Source organism: Sedimentibacter sp. MB31-C6 (assembly GCF_035934735.1).
In the GTDB taxonomy this organism is placed as follows: Bacteria; Bacillota; Clostridia; order Tissierellales; family Sedimentibacteraceae; genus Sedimentibacter.
Genome location: NZ_CP142396.1, coordinates 1,831,912 through 1,848,042 on the forward strand (window position 1 = coordinate 1,831,912; position 16,131 = coordinate 1,848,042).

The window sequence follows — 16,131 nt, forward strand, 5'->3', positions numbered from 1 at the left end:
AAACTATGGCAAGACTGATATTAAAATGCCCTTATCTAAAAGGTGGCAGTGATAAAACATCAGCTCATCTTGAAAACTTAGTGAATTATATTGCTACTAGAGATGGTGTAGAAAAAATAAAAGTTGAAAATAAAAATCTTTCATCTACAAAAAAACAAGAAGAATTAATTGCTCAAATAGTTAAAGAGTTTCCAGCTACTAAAAATTTGTTTGAGTATGAGGACTATATTGAGAATTCCACAATAGAAAATGCCTCTGAATTTATTTCCATAGCAATAGAAGAAAACCTCGATAAGATTGGCAAACGTAAAAACTATGTAGATTATATTGCAAATCGACCAAGGGTGGAAAGGATGGGAAAGCATGGGCTATTTACTGGTGGAGGTGATAGTTTAGTTCTTAGTAGGATTGCAGATGAAGTTGCAAATCATGAAGGAAATGTGTGGACTCCGATTATCTCCTTAAGGAGAGAGGATGCTGTAAGACTTGGTTTTGATAATGCTGAAAGCTGGCATAATATGCTTTCTTATTATGCCATAGACATAGCTGAATCTTTAAAGATAAAGCCTGAGAACTTTCGTTGGTATGCTGCCTTTCATAATGAGGGTCATCATCCCCATATTCATATGATTTGTTACTCTACAGATTCAAAGGAAGGATATCTGACGAAAAAAGGTATAGAGAAAATGAAATCAGGATTTGTAAAAAATATCTTTGGTCAGGAACTAGAAGGAATTTATATAGAACAAAGTAAAAGAAGAGATGAACTAAAAGAAGAATCAAGGAAAGTATTATTGGAACTAATATCAGAAATGAAAAAGGATACTTTTCAAAATAGTAAAGTAGAAGAACAGTTTATAGAATTCGCTGAACGATTGAAATTCAGCAAGGGTAAAAAACAATATGGATACTTGCAGCCAAAGCTTAAGGCAATGGTAGATGGGATTGTAGATGAACTAGCTAAGGAAGAAGGAATAAGCAAGGCATATGATCTATGGTATGAAATGCGTAACGAAGTATTGCACAGCTACATGGATAATCTGCCAGAGCCTCTGCCCTTATCTAAGCAAAAGGAATTTAAATCAATTAAAAATATGATTATTAAAGAGGCAGATAATTATAATAAAGGGATCTTTTCCTTTGAAGAAATAGCAAATGATGATATTGATATTACAAATGAAGAAAGAGAAAAAGAAACAGAAGATATAATTGGAAATGATATAGATTTTGTCGAAATGGAAGGGAATGCTTTAGATTTACCTGATGAAACAGAGGTCAATGACAATATAACTGAAGATGTTTATGTCAAGTGGAGTGATGATTATAAGAGGGCCTGTGAATTCTTATTTGGCACAGATGATATAGTTCAGGATTTTGAAGAAGCTTTTTATTTATTTCAATTAGAAGCTGAAAAGGGAAATGCCCTTGCCATGTTTAATATGGGAAGAATATTTGCTGATGGTCTTGGTGTAGAATTTGATATAGAAGAATCCTATAAATGGTATGAAAAAGCACTTAATGCTTTTCATAAAGTAGAAGATAGAAAGCCTTGGAATTATACAGAGTACCGTATAGGTAAAATATATTCCCAAGGGCTTGGAACAGAAATAGATTATGAAAGAGCAGTCTACTGGCTTACTTTATCAGCAGAAGAAAGATATAAGTTTGCAGAGTATTCTTTGGCTGGACTCTATTATAATGGTCAAGGCGTAGATCAAAGCTATATAAAAGCATTTGATTTGTATTTAAGATCTGCTAAACAGGGTTTTCCATATGCTAGTTTCGAAGTCGCAAAGATGTACCGTGATGGAATTGGAACCAATATGAATGAAAAAGAATCAAATAAATATTTCCGTTCAGCATTCATAGGTTTTGAAAAATTAGAAAAGCAAAGTCATGACGATAAAATACAATATAGACTTGGATGGATGCTTGAAAACGGAGTTGGTATAGAAAAGGATATAAGGAGAGCAAAGAAATACTATGAAAAGTCAGCAAAACTTGAAAATACATTTGCCTGTTATTCACTCGCAAAATTAATCCTTGCAGAAGATAATCCAACTATTACAGAGATAAAAACAGCAATTGAATATTTAGAGCAGGCATCCACAAGTGGTAATCAATATGCACAATATTCTCTTGGCGTACTTTATCTTAATGGAAAGTATGTGGAGAAGAATATTTATAAAGCTATAGAATTGTTTGAACTATCTTCAAAACAAAGTAATGAGTACGCAGCATATCAGCTAGGCAAGTTATTCCTTAAGGGTGAAGATATAGAGAAAGATATTCCATCAGCAGTTAAATGGTTTCTTATATCTGCAGAAAAAGGAAATCAATACGCACAGTATTTACTAGGGAAAATATATTTTATGGGTGATGGTGTTATAGAGAATAAAGAAGAGGCAATAAAATGGTTTACTATATCATCCGAGCAAGGAAATGAATATGCTCAATTTTTTCTCGATAATATGGATAGGTTTCAAAATCCCTCTGTTTCACTTACAGTATCAAGGATGCTTCACCATATGAGTAGGATATTTGAAGATAATGTTCCTCTGAAATCATCAGGAGTTGGAATTAAGATTGATAGTAAGCTTATGAGAAAGTTAAGGGAAAAGAAAATGGCACAGGGACATAAGAAAAATGAGCAGGAGCAGAATATTGAGTTGTAGAATTCAAAGGGAGGTAATCTATGGCTACTTATATTCATTTTACAGATGAACAGAAACGAAGGGCAAATTCAGTTGATCTTGTGGATTTCTTGGAAAGACAAGGAGAGAAGCTATTGCGTTCTGGAAGAGAAAAAAGACTTGCTAATGATCGAAGCATTACAGTAAGGGGAAATAGGTGGTATGATCATGAAACAAGAGAGGGAGGATTGGCTATTGATTTCTTGCAGAACTTTTATGGATTGAGTTTTCCAGAAGCTGTAACAAGATTGCTTGATGAACAGGGAGAAGTAATATATAAAACAGCAGATATAAAAGAGCAGGAGAAAAGAAAACCTTTTGTACTGCCTCAAAAACATTCTGATATGCGCAGGGTTTTTGCATATTTAATTAAACAAAGATGTATTGATAGGGATATAATAAGTTTCTTTGCTAGGAATAAAATGCTTTATGAAAGCTGTGAACTATCCCGAGATAAAACAAAGGAATATCATAATGCAGTATTTGTAGGTATTGATGAAAATGGAATTCCTCGTCATGGACATAAACATGGAATATATACGAAAGGCAAAAAGTTCAAAGGGAATATAGAAAGCAGTAATCCCGGCTATAGTTTTAACTATATTGGAAAGAGCAATAAGCTTTATGTATTTGAAGCACCAATTGATATGCTTTCTTTTATTACAATGTATCAAAAAGATTGGCAGCATGGCAGCTATGTATCATTATGCGGAGTATCAGAACAGGCGATGTTAAAAATGATTGAATTGAACCCTCATCTTAATCATGTAATACTATGTCTGGATCATGATATAGCAGGGATTGAAACTGGTGAAAAATTCTATGATATATTGATTGATAGGGAAATAAGATGTGATAAACTTATGCCTGAATATAAAGATTGGAACGAGGACTTAATGGCGAGTCTTAATCTCTCTGCAATACCCGCAGAGGAACATCCTCAGTATAACTTACGGGATAAAATCTGCACAGAGATTTATGAACTGACATCTGAATTTAAAAATACAGATAAATCCCTATCAAAATTAAATAATCTATTCCAGAAATGCAAAACAAATAGCAGTGAGCAGGTAGTTGAAACGTTAAAACAACTATCTGCTTTTTCTTTGCTGTTAGCAGAGAATGAATATAGACAACTAGGATTTAATCAAAGTATTGGTGCTCTTAAAAGGAAGTTATACTCCGAATTTAGGGCATACGAAAATCGAAACAGACTTAATAGCCGATTAGATATGATTGGACAGGAGATCTCAAAAGTCAGTAAATATCAGGGAATTCTATCTAAGAAAGAAAAAGAAACTATTGCAAACAGTTATGAGTTTATTGCTCAGCATAGTTTAAAAGCAGTTATTTTGATTGAGCTGCAAGAGCTAAGACAGGAGCAAAAACAGATAAGAGAAATGGCTATGCAAAAAGAAGAGGGAGATAGACTAGCGGATGGAATTCTTAAAGTAATGGAAGGGGGCTCTGAACTATGGAATCACAAGTATATTTGCTTGTAGGTATGGCAGCTCTTATGTTTATAGTAATTGGAGGAATTTCACTGATTTCACACTACTACACCTTAAACGGAATCAAGTCAAAAACTGTTGGCGATGGTCAGCATGGTACTGCTAGATTTGCTACTAAAAAAGAAATTTTAAATACTTATAAGCACATACCGTTTAATGTTTCAGATTGGAGGAAGGGAAAAAATTTACCGACAGAGCAAGGAATTATAGTTGGATGCAAGGGGGTTAAAAATAATGTAACAGCACTTGTAGATACTGATGATGTTCATTGTCTTATGATTGGAGCGGCAGGTGTGGGAAAGACTGCATTTTTCCTTTATCCAAACTTGGAATATGCCTGTGCAACTGGTATGAGTTTTATAACTACTGATACAAAAGGTGATCTTGCCAGAAACTATGGAAGGATTGCTAAAGAATGCTACGGATACAATATTGCAGTTATAGACTTAAGAAATCCTACAAGAAGTGATGGAAATAATTTATTGCATCTAGTTAACAAATATATGGATAAGTATAGAGAAGATAACAACAATATTTCTGTAAAAGCAAAGGCTGAGAAGTATGCAAAGATTATTTCTAAAACTATTATAAATTCTACAGGTGACAGTTCTGCTTACGGTCAAAATGCTTTTTTCTATGATGCAGCCGAAGGACTTCTCACAGCTGTTATTTTGCTTATTGCAGAGTATCTCCCACCTACTGAGGAAGAAGGTGAAATAGTAGATGTAAGACATATCATAAGTGTGTTTAAAATGGTACAGGACTTAATGGCACCAAGCAAAGTAAAGGGAAAAAGTCAATTTCAGTTATTAATGGATAAACTTCCACCAGAGCATAAGGCTAGATGGTTTTCAGGTGCAGCACTAAACTCTGCTGAACAAGCCATGGCATCAGTTCTATCTACTGTATTATCAAGACTGAATGCCTTCTTAGACACAGAGATGGAGCAGATTCTATGTTTTGATACAGAAATTGATGCTGAAACTTTCTGTAATAAAAAATCTGCAATCTTTCTTATACTCCCGGAGGAAGATAATACGAAATATTTTATGGTTAGTTTATTCTTGCAGCAGTTTTATCGTGAGATGCTAACAGTAGCAGATGAAAATGGGGGCAAGCTCCCAAATCGTGTCATGATTTATGCAGATGAAATCGGTACAATTCCAAAGATAGAATCCTTTGAAATGATGCTTAGTGCAGGCCGTTCCAGAAAAATATCATTGGTCCCTATAATTCAGTCATTTGCACAGCTAGATAAAAATTATGGTAAAGAAGGCAGTGAAATTATAACAGATAACTGTCAGCTTACTATATTTGGAGGGTTTGCACCTAATTCAGAAACTGCTCAAGTTCTATCCAAATCACTTGGCAGCAGAACTGTAATGAGCGGAAGTATCAGCAGAGGTAAAAATGATCCTTCACAAAGCCTGCAGATGATGGAGAGACCACTACTAACAGCGGATGAGCTAAAGTCTTTACCAAAGGGAAACTTTGTTATTATGAAGACAGGAGCTAATCCAATGAAGACAGTACTTCGTCTGTTTTTAGATTGGGGCATTTCTTTTGGGAAGCCATATATTATGGAGGAAAAGTCACATCGCAAAGTAGCATATGCAGATAAGGAAACCTTGGAAGAGAATATTATACTTGATATGGGGAAAAATGAGGAATTGGAATCAGATGAAGAAAGAAGAATAGGAGGTATGGTAAATACACAGAGCTTATTATCAAAAACTGAAACAGGAGAAAATAAACGAAGGCCGACATTGAGAACATAGGAGGGATGAGACTTGAGTTATTTTGGAACAATTTATTCCTACTCTTATAATGAACTACCAGCTCGTGCGAAAACAGTATACATGTACTTAAAAGATAGAAGTGATACAAAAGGTGAATGCTGGCCAGCCATAAATACTATTGCAAGGGAAACTTCTATGTCAAGGAGTACTGTAAAACGAGGCATAGCTGATCTTATACGTTGTGGTCTGCTTACTAAGGAAGTACGCTATAGGGAGAATGGAGGAAATACTTCCAATCGATATTTTTTGAAAAAGTAGTTTAAGATATATTAAAAGGACATGCTATCCACCAAGGGGGTAGTATGTCTTTTAAATGAACTAGGGTGGAGTTCATGGTGAACTCACAAGAAGGACTCACTTTAAGAATATATTTAACATCAGAAAAAGAACAAGACATATACCCAGATAGTATTATTGGATTCTACAACTTGACAGTTTATATGAATTTGTTCTATAATACAATTGGACAGCCGTCCGAACTATATTGGAGGAATATTAGATGGATAATAAACTAGAAAATTTAAATCAATCTCAAAAAATACTAAATGCAGCATTTAAATGTATATCTGAAAGAGGATACGCAAGCGTTTCTTTAAGGGATATTGCTGACGAAGCAGGAGTTGTACTGAGTCAGCTTAATTATTATTATAAAAACAAAGAAGGATTATTTACTGAGATAATAAAAACACTTACACAGCAATATTTGAATGAAATTGAAGATAACTTAAAAAAGGGAGATACAGAAAAAGAAAAGATGATGCACTTAATTGAATATTTTCAGGAAATGTTAAAAGAAAAACCCGAATTATTCAAACTACTTTTTGATTTAACCAGTATGGCACTTTGGTCAGAATCTTTTAAAGAGCTTTTAAATGATCTTTTTAATAATGTAGTCAACTTAATAGAAACATATATTATTAATGATTTTTCTGATGAAAGAATATTAAAATATAAATCTCCTGTTACACTATCTAGGATGATGTTAGGCACTTTGTTTGGAATGTCTATACAAGTAATACTGGCTAATGGAGAAGAGGACATGATTGATTCGCTGTCGTCATTAAAAGCGTTATTTGAATAAAATAGAACCGTGTATATACAGCTTAGTAAAAAAGGGTACACTAATTTAAAGGGTGAATTATTATGGCTATTATTATAAATTTAGAAAACTTGCTGCTACAAAAAGAAATAAATTCATCTGACTTAGCAGCAAATATAAATATCACAAAATCAAACTTATCTGTTTTAAAAAATAACAAGGCAAAATTAATACGATTCTCGACACTTGATTCAATATGTAAAACGTTGAATTGCCAGCCCGGTGATATATTAAAGCATGTTCCTGATGTAAAAATCATATAATTTGCTTAAACAAAGATTATTTTTAAATTTATAACTAGCAGGTAATATTTTTATTAGAGTGATAAAGTCTTAAAAGTTCTAATAAAAAGTGACCATCAAATTGAGTAATAAGAATAGAATTTGATAATTAATTAATGCATAGTTTTTTACTAATTATGATAACACGTGCATCTGAGTTACAAGGACCAGTAAGAATAAAATTTGGTCACACTGCTGAAAAACAAAGTATTAAATTTATTTTTTAAATGTAGTTTCGGTAAAGCTGATTCTATCCATCGAAGTCTATATTTTGTACATATTAACAGTTTTCCAGTATTTTGTTAAGGTAATAAATATTTACATATCTTTTTTTGGCAGCAGTTTTTGAAATCCGTAGAATGCTGCTGTTCCCACAATATTAGCAACCTCTTTCTCAGTAAGATTTACTTCATTCTTTAGCCATGAAAGATAAGCAGAAGTCACACCTGCAGAATAGAATTCAGCATATAATTCGAGTTCATTATGAGACATATTTATTTCAGTTGCCATAGCTTCTACTGCGACACTTTTTACGATATTTTTAATCTCTTCCCAAAACGGGGAAAAGGATGGCATTTTTACTATATGGCGATAAAGTTCAATATCCTCACCTATGAGGAGGTTTAGCGATTCAAACAAGGAAGTGATGTCAAAAGAGCGGTCAAAAAAATCATTCTTTTCTAATATCAGGAGCAATTTGCTAGTTATCTCCTGATAAAATTCATTTATAAGATCTTCTATAGAGTCATAGTGCAGGTAAAAGGTCTTCCTGTCAATATTGGCTTGTTTTGCAATTTCTGTAACAGTAATTTTGGGTGCATTTTTTTTCTTGATTATTGAGATAAATGCTTCCCTAATTGCTGTTTTTGTTTTGGCAATTCTGCGATCCTCTATCATAAGACACCCCACTTTCAATAATTTTGTTGATTAAACCACACATGAAGATAAGCTGGCAATTGAATACTACATTACAGCATATTATAATACACATATGAGGAATAATCAACACATGTCTATTCTAATAGACCATAAATATGCAAAAGTTAGGATAAGTTATGGATTGTTTTTTGCAATAAGTGACCCGCATGACGAGGTTTCTGAAATTTAAAGGAATATTTAACTATAAGGGAGTGATTGGTATTGATAAACAACTATATCAACCCAACGGGGTAGGGCTGGTCTTAGAGGGCGGGGCTCTCCGGGGCGTTTTTACAGCAGGTGTGCTGGATTATTTCATGGAAAAGGGACTAAAATTTCCTTATGTGGTGGGAGTATCCGCAGGAGCATGTAACTTATTGGGATATGCCTCACATCAAATTGGGTATACGAAAAATTGCATGATTCAGGGAGAGGCTAAAAATCACTATTTTGGTGTTAATCAACTGATTCATGCAAAAACGATAATCAATTTAGATCGAATTTTTTATGAATATCCTTACAATCAACTTCCATTTGATTTTAAAGCTTTTTTTAATTCAGGTATTCGCACTGAGTTTGTCGTGACTAATTGTGCCACAGGAAAAGCGGAATATCTTCATGAAAACCGTGATAATTATCGGCTTAGCACTTTGGGAAAAGCCTCTGCCAGTGTGCCGCTGTTTTCTAAAATGGTGGAGCTGGATGGAAAAAAATATTTGGATGGCGGGTTATCAGACTCTATTCCTATTGAACGTGCAGTTAAACAGGGTTATTCAAAAAACATAGTCGTTTTAACTCGCCGACTTGGAGACATGCCAACGATGAATTACTATCAGAGGATACTGTATCAAACATTTTACAAAGATTTTCCGAAACTACTGGATGCAATTTTTAATAGGGCAGAAATGTATAAACGACAGATTATATTGCTGGAATGTCTGAAAGAAGATGGAAAAGTGTTTATAATCCGACCTGAGCTTCCAGAGATAAAACGCTTTGAAACAGACCCTGACAAATTAGAATCATATTATAATCATGGTATAGAAATTGCGAAATCATGCTGGAAAGATCTCCAATCCTATTTATCAAATGATTTATATGAAAGACCAATGAGAGAGTATTAAATAAATTATAATTATTAATTATATTTTGAGAGGAGAATTATACATGAATATTAATGATAAGGTAAAAGCTTTTGGTATTACACAAGCTATCAACTATCTGGAAAAAGATCCTGAAAGGAATATCCCTAAGTTGATGGAAATGGCAGACCGTTTTATGCCCAACGATGAGTTTATCCAACAACGTGATGCAATTAGGGCATCAATCGAAAAAAAAGATAATTGGTATCAATTAATTATGAGAATATATGAGCTGGATAATGGGGCAAGATCTACTTTCTTTAGCAATTTTATATTGAACGAAAATGTATTTGGGTGGCCACAACAGGAAAAAAACCGTGAAAAATTTAAGTGCAATATTCCATGGACTATTTTGCTGGATCCCACTTCTGCATGCAATCTGAAATGTAAAGGATGCTGGGCTGCAGAATATGGTCATAAACTCAACCTGTCCTACGATGATATAGATTCAATTATTGAGCAGGGTAAAGCTTTAGGTATATATTTTTATATTTATACCGGTGGTGAACCATTAGTTCGCAAACAAGATTTAATGCGTTTGTGTAAAAAACATTCTGATTGTGTATTCCTATGCTTTACAAATTCCACATTGATTGATGAGGAGTTTTGCCAAGAATTACTGAGGGTAAAGAACTTTATTCCTGCGATTAGTTTGGAGGGGTTTGAAGAAGCCAATGACAGCCGACGTGGAGAAGGTGTTTACTCCAAAGTAATGAAGTCCATGCAGCTTTTGAAAGAAAACAAGTTACCCTTTGGCATTTCGGTTTGTTATACCAGCGCTAACTATAATGATGTCACCAGTGAAGAGTTCTATGACAAAATCATAGATATGGGAGCTCTTTTTGCATGGTTCTTTCATTATATGCCGGTAGGAAAAAGTGCTATACCGGAATTAATGGTAACACCTGAGCAAAGAGTTGAATTGATGGAGCGAATAAGAAGTTTTCGTAGGACAAAGCCAATATTTACCATGGATTTCCAAAATGATGCACAACATGTAGGAGGCTGTATTGCAGGTGGACGACGTTACCTTCATATCAATGCTGCTGGTGATGTTGATCCTTGTGTATTCATACATTATTCAAATGCCAATATTCATGATTGTACTCTGTTGGAAGCACTTCAGTCTCCTATTTTCATGGCTTATCACGATGGGCAGCCATTCAATGAGAATATGCTTCGACCATGCCCTATGCTTGAAAACCCTGAAATTTTACCTGAAATGGTCAGAAGAACAGGTGCTCATTCAACGGATCCGGAGGCACCGGAAAGTGCAGAAGAATTATGTGCCCGTACAATTGATTATGCAGAGAAATGGGCTCCTGTAGCTGAACAAATCATGTGTGAGCGCGCTTGTTCTAAAGACTGCTCTCAGTTTTTAAAGGCAGAAGAGAGGGTATAACAATGTCTTATCAAATTGTTACCGATGCTACAGCTGATATGGATTATAGTTTGTTGGATGCTCATGTAATTCCAATGAAGGTGTATATTAATCAAAAGGAGTTTCTATATGGTCCAGATGGTAATATTAGTGTCAGAACATTTTATGAAGCATTGCGAGAAGGAACGATAGCCACTACATCCCAAATTACTCCTTTTGAATTTAACTATGTTTTTGAAAAATATATGGCAGAGGGAAAGGATGTTTTATATTTAGCATTCTCTTCGGGTATGTCAGGAACCTATCAAAATGCTCTTCTTAGTGCAGTTGAGTTAATGAAGAAATACCCACAGCGGCGTATCATCTGTGTTGATACACTCTCAGCCTCAGTAAAAGAAGGATATCTAGTATATGAAGCGGTAAAGAGAAAGAAGGAAGGAATGAAACTAGATGATTTAGTAAACTGGGTGATGGAAAAAAGAGTGAAAATACACAATAGATTTATAGTAGATGACCTTGAAACATTGAAAAGGGGAGGGCGTATTTCTAGGGCTACCGCTTTAACTGGGATGGCACTTCAGATTAAACCAATCTTGGAAATCAACGAAGAAGGGAATTTGCAGTTTGTTAAGAAGGAAAGGGGCAGAAAAAAATCAATAAGGTCATTGTTTTGCTATTATAAAGAAAAGAAGAGAGAATGCTGTGAAGATACAGTTGTAATTGGACATGGAGATTGTATGGACGATGCAATAATACTTAGTGGCTATATTCATGAAAAATTTCCTAATACAGACATTATAATTACACCCGTTGGCCCAGTCATAGGAGCTCATACTGGTTCAGGTATGCTATCAATTGCTTTTAACAGCGGTTAGGGGCATATCTAAAAATAGCAGAACGATCAATAAAAGAATCTATGGTAATAAGGGTATCGTAAATCGAGGAGAGTTTTAATTTAATTAAGAAAGTATCCTTATACAATAGGAGGAGATTCTCTAAATGACAATAGAACAAAAAAAGAACTTTATTATAAATATTATTTATTTAGGTATAATTACTGGTATTATATATATTTTCATAAAGCATATTTTTGTTTTGATTATGCCTTTTTTAATTGGATTTATAGTAGCATTACTATTACGTCCGGCTATACATTTTACAGCTGAAAAATTTCATATTCCGCATAAAGCTGCTGCAATTTTATTAATTCTATTGTTTTATAGTATATCAGGCTTATTTTTATCATGGATTAGTTTATATTGTCTTGCTGAAATAAAGGACAGTATTGCTAGGATTCCAGAAATGTATGTGCTATATATTGAACCTGTAATTAATGATCTTTTTACGATTATAGAAGAAGTATCCACGGATATTGATCCAAGTATTGTTAGTGTAATCCAAGACATATCAGCTTTCCTATTTAAATCGGTAGATTCACTGGTTTCTAAGATATCCTCAACAGTAATTCAGTTTATATCATCATTTGTATCTTTCTTGCCGAGCTTATTTTTAGGAATTGTATTCGCAATAATTTTTTCGTTTTTTATTGCTATAGATTACAATAAGATTATTGATTATATTTCAGAAAAATTCAAACCCAAAACTCAGAGTTTTATCAATGAAGTTAAAGGGTTTGCTACTGAAATTGGTCTTAAATATCTAAAAGCATATTTAATTTTAATGGGGATAACATTTGTAGAGCTAGCATTAGGTCTCACTATATTGAAAGTAGACAGAGCTGTCAATATTGCTGCATTAATTGCGGTCATCGATTTTCTTCCAATACTGGGGACTGGAGGGATTATTATACCATGGATTATTTTTGAAGTTATAAAAGGTAACTTATCGTTTGCCTTTGGCCTTACTATATTATATCTTATTATAACAGTTGTACGTAATATATTAGAACCAAAATTGATAGGAGGTCAAATTGGTTTACATCCTATTGTTATGATAATTTGCATGTATATAGGGCTGAAAAGTTTTGGGTTTGCAGGTCTTATTATTCTGCCTGTAATCATAGCATTCCTTAAGCATCAATATGATACTAATAAGTTCCAATATTTCAAGCAAGTGTAAAACTGAATTAAGACACTGATGTGGGGTCAATATAGATCATTCCATAATTTATTATTAGATTTAGCGATATTAATTTTAAGAATGGAAATAACAATATAGAAATATTGAAAGTCTTCAGACATAAAATAGTATGATAATTTTCAGTAAGATTAAACCAAATATATGCGTGAGGTAGTATATGAATATAGTAGATTATACAGAATCAAAGATGGATAGTTTTAAAAATGCTCAGTTTAATCAGGTGGATAGCTTAATTCTATCACAGTTTGCCTATGTCTATTTTAGCAATGTGATACCAGGTATCCAAGACCAAGGAGAACCCATGCCTATTGCAGAATTATTGAAAGCTGAAAATATCCCCAAGATGCTGCATAATGTGCGTGACCCAAAAAACAATTACAGACTTTTGCTTGCGCTTGGTATGAGTCCACGTTTTAGGAATATTCGTATGTGTTGCTATTCTGACAGCCTGAATATAACTGAACAGAAACAATTTGCCGCTGTCACTTATCTTATTGATGATAAAAATGCCTATATTGCCTATCGAGGTACTGATTCAAGTTTCGTTGGATGGAAGGAAGACTTTAATATGGCTTTTATTTCCCCCATACCTGCACAGCAGGAAGGAGTTTTATATTTGAATTCTGTTGCAGAGAAATTTCCACATATGCTGATGATAGGCGGACATTCTAAGGGAGGAAATATTGCAGTCTATTCTGCTATGGAGTGTCATCCCTCAATTCAATCACGGATATTAAAGGTGTATAGTCATGATGGTCCAGGTTTTAAAGACGAAATATTTACAAGTGAAAAATATGGGCGGATAAAAGCAAAAATACACAAAACCTTGCCACAGTCCTCCTTGGTCGGGATGCTTCTCCATCATCAAGAGGATTATACTGTAGTAGAAAGCAAACAATTTTGGATTATGCAGCATGATCCCTTCTCTTGGTTAGTAAATAAAGATGACTTCAAATATGCACAAAGTATCACTGACGGTGCAGAGCATATTAATATAGTCATAAATCAATGGCTTTCAACCTTGGATGATGAAAAACGAGAACTATTTGTAACTACACTTTATAGTGTAATTGATTCAATTGGTGTAGTGAATTTTAGTGATCTAACTGAGGACTGGTATAAGAATTCAAATTTAGCCTTGGCTGCCGTTAAGGGAATAGACACAGAAACAAAGCGTTTTGTTTTTGAGACATTAAAGTCACTTTTTGCCTTATATGTGAAAAATCTCCGTATTCCCCTAAAATAATCAGACCCTATAAAGTTATATAAGGATGAGTATTGACTTGCAGCTGATTTATTGTATTTATTTTATCTGCAGGAAGTTCTTAAAAGGCATTATAGAAGATGCAAATAAATTTCATGGGATAACAAGTTAAAAAATATGTTTATGCGCTCATTAAGGGAGATATTATGAAGAATAAGTTTATATTAACTTTTGTTTTGTTCGCAATAATTTTTGCTTTATTATATAAAGGAGTCCAGGACTTGGATTTTATAGATTCTGATAAAAATCAAGAAAGAACAAACTCAATCACCACATATAAAGATAGTACAGAAATTGAATCTGTCGATAGTGATAATCTTATATTTTTACTTTGCGGAGTGGATTCGGCAGATATTGAAGAGTCAGGTACTAGAACAGATGCTATTATTATTATAAAAACAGATTTTGATACAGGAGAAATTAGCTTATTATCAATTCCTAGAGATACAAAGATTACTATTAACAATAAAACACAAAAAATCAACTCAGCTCATGCAATTAATGGAATGGAATTGACAATGGAAACAGTGAATGATTTATTAGGGCTAGACATAGAGTATTATGTAAAAGTTGACTACAAAGTTGTAATGGATGTAGTAGACATTATAGGAGGTGTGGAGATAGAGGTTCCTTTCTTAATGGAATATAAGGATCCTGTAGCAGTACCACCTCTGGATATTTATATTGAAGAAGGTCTCAGAGTATTAGATGGTAAGAATGCCCACGATTTTTTGAGATGGAGAAAAAACAACTTGCAGACGGTGCAGTATCCTGAAGGAGACTTGGGTAGAATAAAGGCACAGCAGTATTTTTTAACTGAGATGATAAAACAAACATTAAATTCCGACAATTTGATGATAAAAATGCCTTCCATTGCAAAGACATATTTTGAAAATATTGAAACAAATCTTAATATGCAAGCGATATTTAAAGGAATTAGATTAGCTAATAACTTAGATACTGATAATATAGTTTCTGAAGTTTTACCGGGAGAAGGAAGATATATTGGAAATGTATCATATTATCTACATGATGAAGAGGAGACCAAGGAAGTAGTAAATAGGCTATATAGATAATAAATTATAATTGTATTATATAAAAGTAACTAGAAAGATTCTAATTTTACAGATATCTTTAACACAAGAAATAATAAATAGGTAAAAGAGAATAAATAAAATTTAAGTATATGTATTGACATATCTGTTAAAAAATAATACAATAATTATAAATCGGACGTATGTATTAATATGTTAAGGAGAAATACAATGCAAGATGAAATGGAAAAAACAAATCAATCCCAAAAAATATTAATTTCTGCGTTTGAATGTATTTCAACAAACGGATATGCAAATGTGTCTTTACGTGATATAGCAAGTGAAGCAGGTGTCGCTCTAAGTCAAATTAACTATTATTTTAATAATAAAGAAGGTTTATTTGTAGAAGTCGTAAAAATGATGGTGCAAAAATACCTGAAGGAGGTAGAAGAGCGTTTAAGAATAGATGTTAATCCAAAAGAAAAGATATCAGATCTTATTATGTATTTCATTGAAGTATTAGAAAAAGAACCAAAGTTATTTAAATTGCTGTATGACTTAACTAGTATGGCACTTTGGTCAACTAGATTCAGCAATATGCTTTCTGAAATGTTTAAGGATATGGCAGATATAATAGATAAACATATATTGAATTCATTGACATTAAAAAGTAAATTAAGAAACTATAACTCAAGATCTTTAGCAAGAATGATTTTTGGGGCAATCTTTGGTATTGCAATTCAAGTTATGATAGATTCTGACGAAAAGGAACTATTAAAAACTTTAAATTCAATTGAATTAGTATTTGATTAACATAATGAATATTAGAATAATCTGGATAAAAAAACTAATTATTTTTTTAAAAACAATAATACAGACGTACGATTTATTACTTGGAATATTAAATTA

The 16,131-nt window shown here is 33.2% G+C and carries 15 protein-coding genes; 14 read left to right on the forward strand and 1 reads right to left on the reverse strand.

Translation table 11 applies throughout. The features are described 5' to 3' along the window. The first annotated feature begins 5 nt into the window (after window positions 1–5). The 7 genes from mobP3 (at window position 6) to U8307_RS08835 (ending at window position 7,365) form a co-directional block, all read left to right on the forward strand. Window positions 6–2,675, forward strand: coding sequence for a MobP3 family relaxase (gene mobP3, locus U8307_RS08805; protein WP_326907059.1), 2,670 nt, complete (start codon window positions 6–8; stop codon window positions 2,673–2,675). A gap of 20 nt (window positions 2,676–2,695) precedes the next feature. Then, on the forward strand, window positions 2,696–4,195 hold the full coding sequence (locus U8307_RS08810; RefSeq protein WP_326907060.1) for a DUF3991 domain-containing protein: 1,500 nt from the start codon (window positions 2,696–2,698) through the stop codon (window positions 4,193–4,195). After that, window positions 4,168–5,982: a VirD4-like conjugal transfer protein, CD1115 family gene (locus U8307_RS08815; RefSeq protein WP_326907062.1), complete on the forward strand. Its 1,815-nt coding sequence runs from the start codon at window positions 4,168–4,170 to the stop codon at window positions 5,980–5,982. Before U8307_RS08810 ends, U8307_RS08815 begins: the two co-directional genes overlap by 28 nt. A 12-nt stretch (window positions 5,983–5,994) precedes the next feature. Next, window positions 5,995–6,261, forward strand: coding sequence for a helix-turn-helix domain-containing protein (locus U8307_RS08820; RefSeq protein ID WP_326907064.1), 267 nt, complete (start codon window positions 5,995–5,997; stop codon window positions 6,259–6,261). 74 nt (window positions 6,262–6,335) lie between these two features. Beyond that, window positions 6,336–6,518 (forward strand): hypothetical protein, encoded by a 183-nt coding sequence (locus tag U8307_RS08825; protein WP_326907066.1) that lies wholly within the window; start codon window positions 6,336–6,338, stop codon window positions 6,516–6,518. Continuing rightward, window positions 6,503–7,084, forward strand: coding sequence for a TetR/AcrR family transcriptional regulator (locus U8307_RS08830; RefSeq protein WP_326907067.1), 582 nt, complete (start codon window positions 6,503–6,505; stop codon window positions 7,082–7,084). Before U8307_RS08825 ends, U8307_RS08830 begins: the two co-directional genes overlap by 16 nt. 62 nt (window positions 7,085–7,146) lie before the next feature. After that, the gene (locus tag U8307_RS08835; RefSeq protein ID WP_326907068.1) at window positions 7,147–7,365 is read left to right on the forward strand and encodes a helix-turn-helix domain-containing protein; all 219 of its coding nucleotides are present in this window, start codon (window positions 7,147–7,149) and stop codon (window positions 7,363–7,365) included. Window positions 7,366–7,701: 336 nt separating this feature from the next. Here U8307_RS08835 and U8307_RS08840 read toward each other — a convergent pair whose 3' ends face one another. Continuing rightward, window positions 7,702–8,280, reverse strand: coding sequence for a TetR/AcrR family transcriptional regulator (locus U8307_RS08840; RefSeq protein WP_326907069.1), 579 nt, complete (start codon window positions 8,278–8,280; stop codon window positions 7,702–7,704). Between the two features lie 233 nt (window positions 8,281–8,513). Between U8307_RS08840 and U8307_RS08845 the strand changes: the two genes are divergently transcribed. The 7 genes from U8307_RS08845 (at window position 8,514) to U8307_RS08875 (ending at window position 16,035) form a co-directional block, all read left to right on the forward strand. Then, window positions 8,514–9,425 (forward strand): patatin-like phospholipase family protein, encoded by a 912-nt coding sequence (locus tag U8307_RS08845; protein WP_326907071.1) that lies wholly within the window; start codon window positions 8,514–8,516, stop codon window positions 9,423–9,425. Window positions 9,426–9,468: 43 nt separating this feature from the next. Next, window positions 9,469–10,845: a radical SAM protein gene (locus U8307_RS08850; protein ID WP_326907073.1), complete on the forward strand. Its 1,377-nt coding sequence runs from the start codon at window positions 9,469–9,471 to the stop codon at window positions 10,843–10,845. Between the two features lie 2 nt (window positions 10,846–10,847). Then, window positions 10,848–11,699, forward strand: a complete 852-nt coding sequence (locus U8307_RS08855) for a DegV family protein (protein WP_326907075.1) — start codon at window positions 10,848–10,850, stop codon at window positions 11,697–11,699. 124 nt (window positions 11,700–11,823) lie between these two features. Then, window positions 11,824–12,903 (forward strand): sporulation integral membrane protein YtvI, encoded by a 1,080-nt coding sequence (gene ytvI, locus U8307_RS08860; protein ID WP_326907077.1) that lies wholly within the window; start codon window positions 11,824–11,826, stop codon window positions 12,901–12,903. Window positions 12,904–13,081: 178 nt separating this feature from the next. Continuing rightward, entirely contained in the window at window positions 13,082–14,170 is a 1,089-nt protein-coding gene (locus U8307_RS08865) for a DUF2974 domain-containing protein (protein ID WP_326907079.1), read from the forward strand. 239 nt (window positions 14,171–14,409) lie between these two features. Next, window positions 14,410–15,264, forward strand: a complete 855-nt coding sequence (locus U8307_RS08870) for an LCP family protein (RefSeq protein ID WP_326907081.1) — start codon at window positions 14,410–14,412, stop codon at window positions 15,262–15,264. Between the two features lie 189 nt (window positions 15,265–15,453). Beyond that, on the forward strand, window positions 15,454–16,035 hold the full coding sequence (locus U8307_RS08875; protein WP_326907082.1) for a TetR/AcrR family transcriptional regulator: 582 nt from the start codon (window positions 15,454–15,456) through the stop codon (window positions 16,033–16,035). Window positions 16,036–16,131 lie beyond the last annotated feature (96 nt).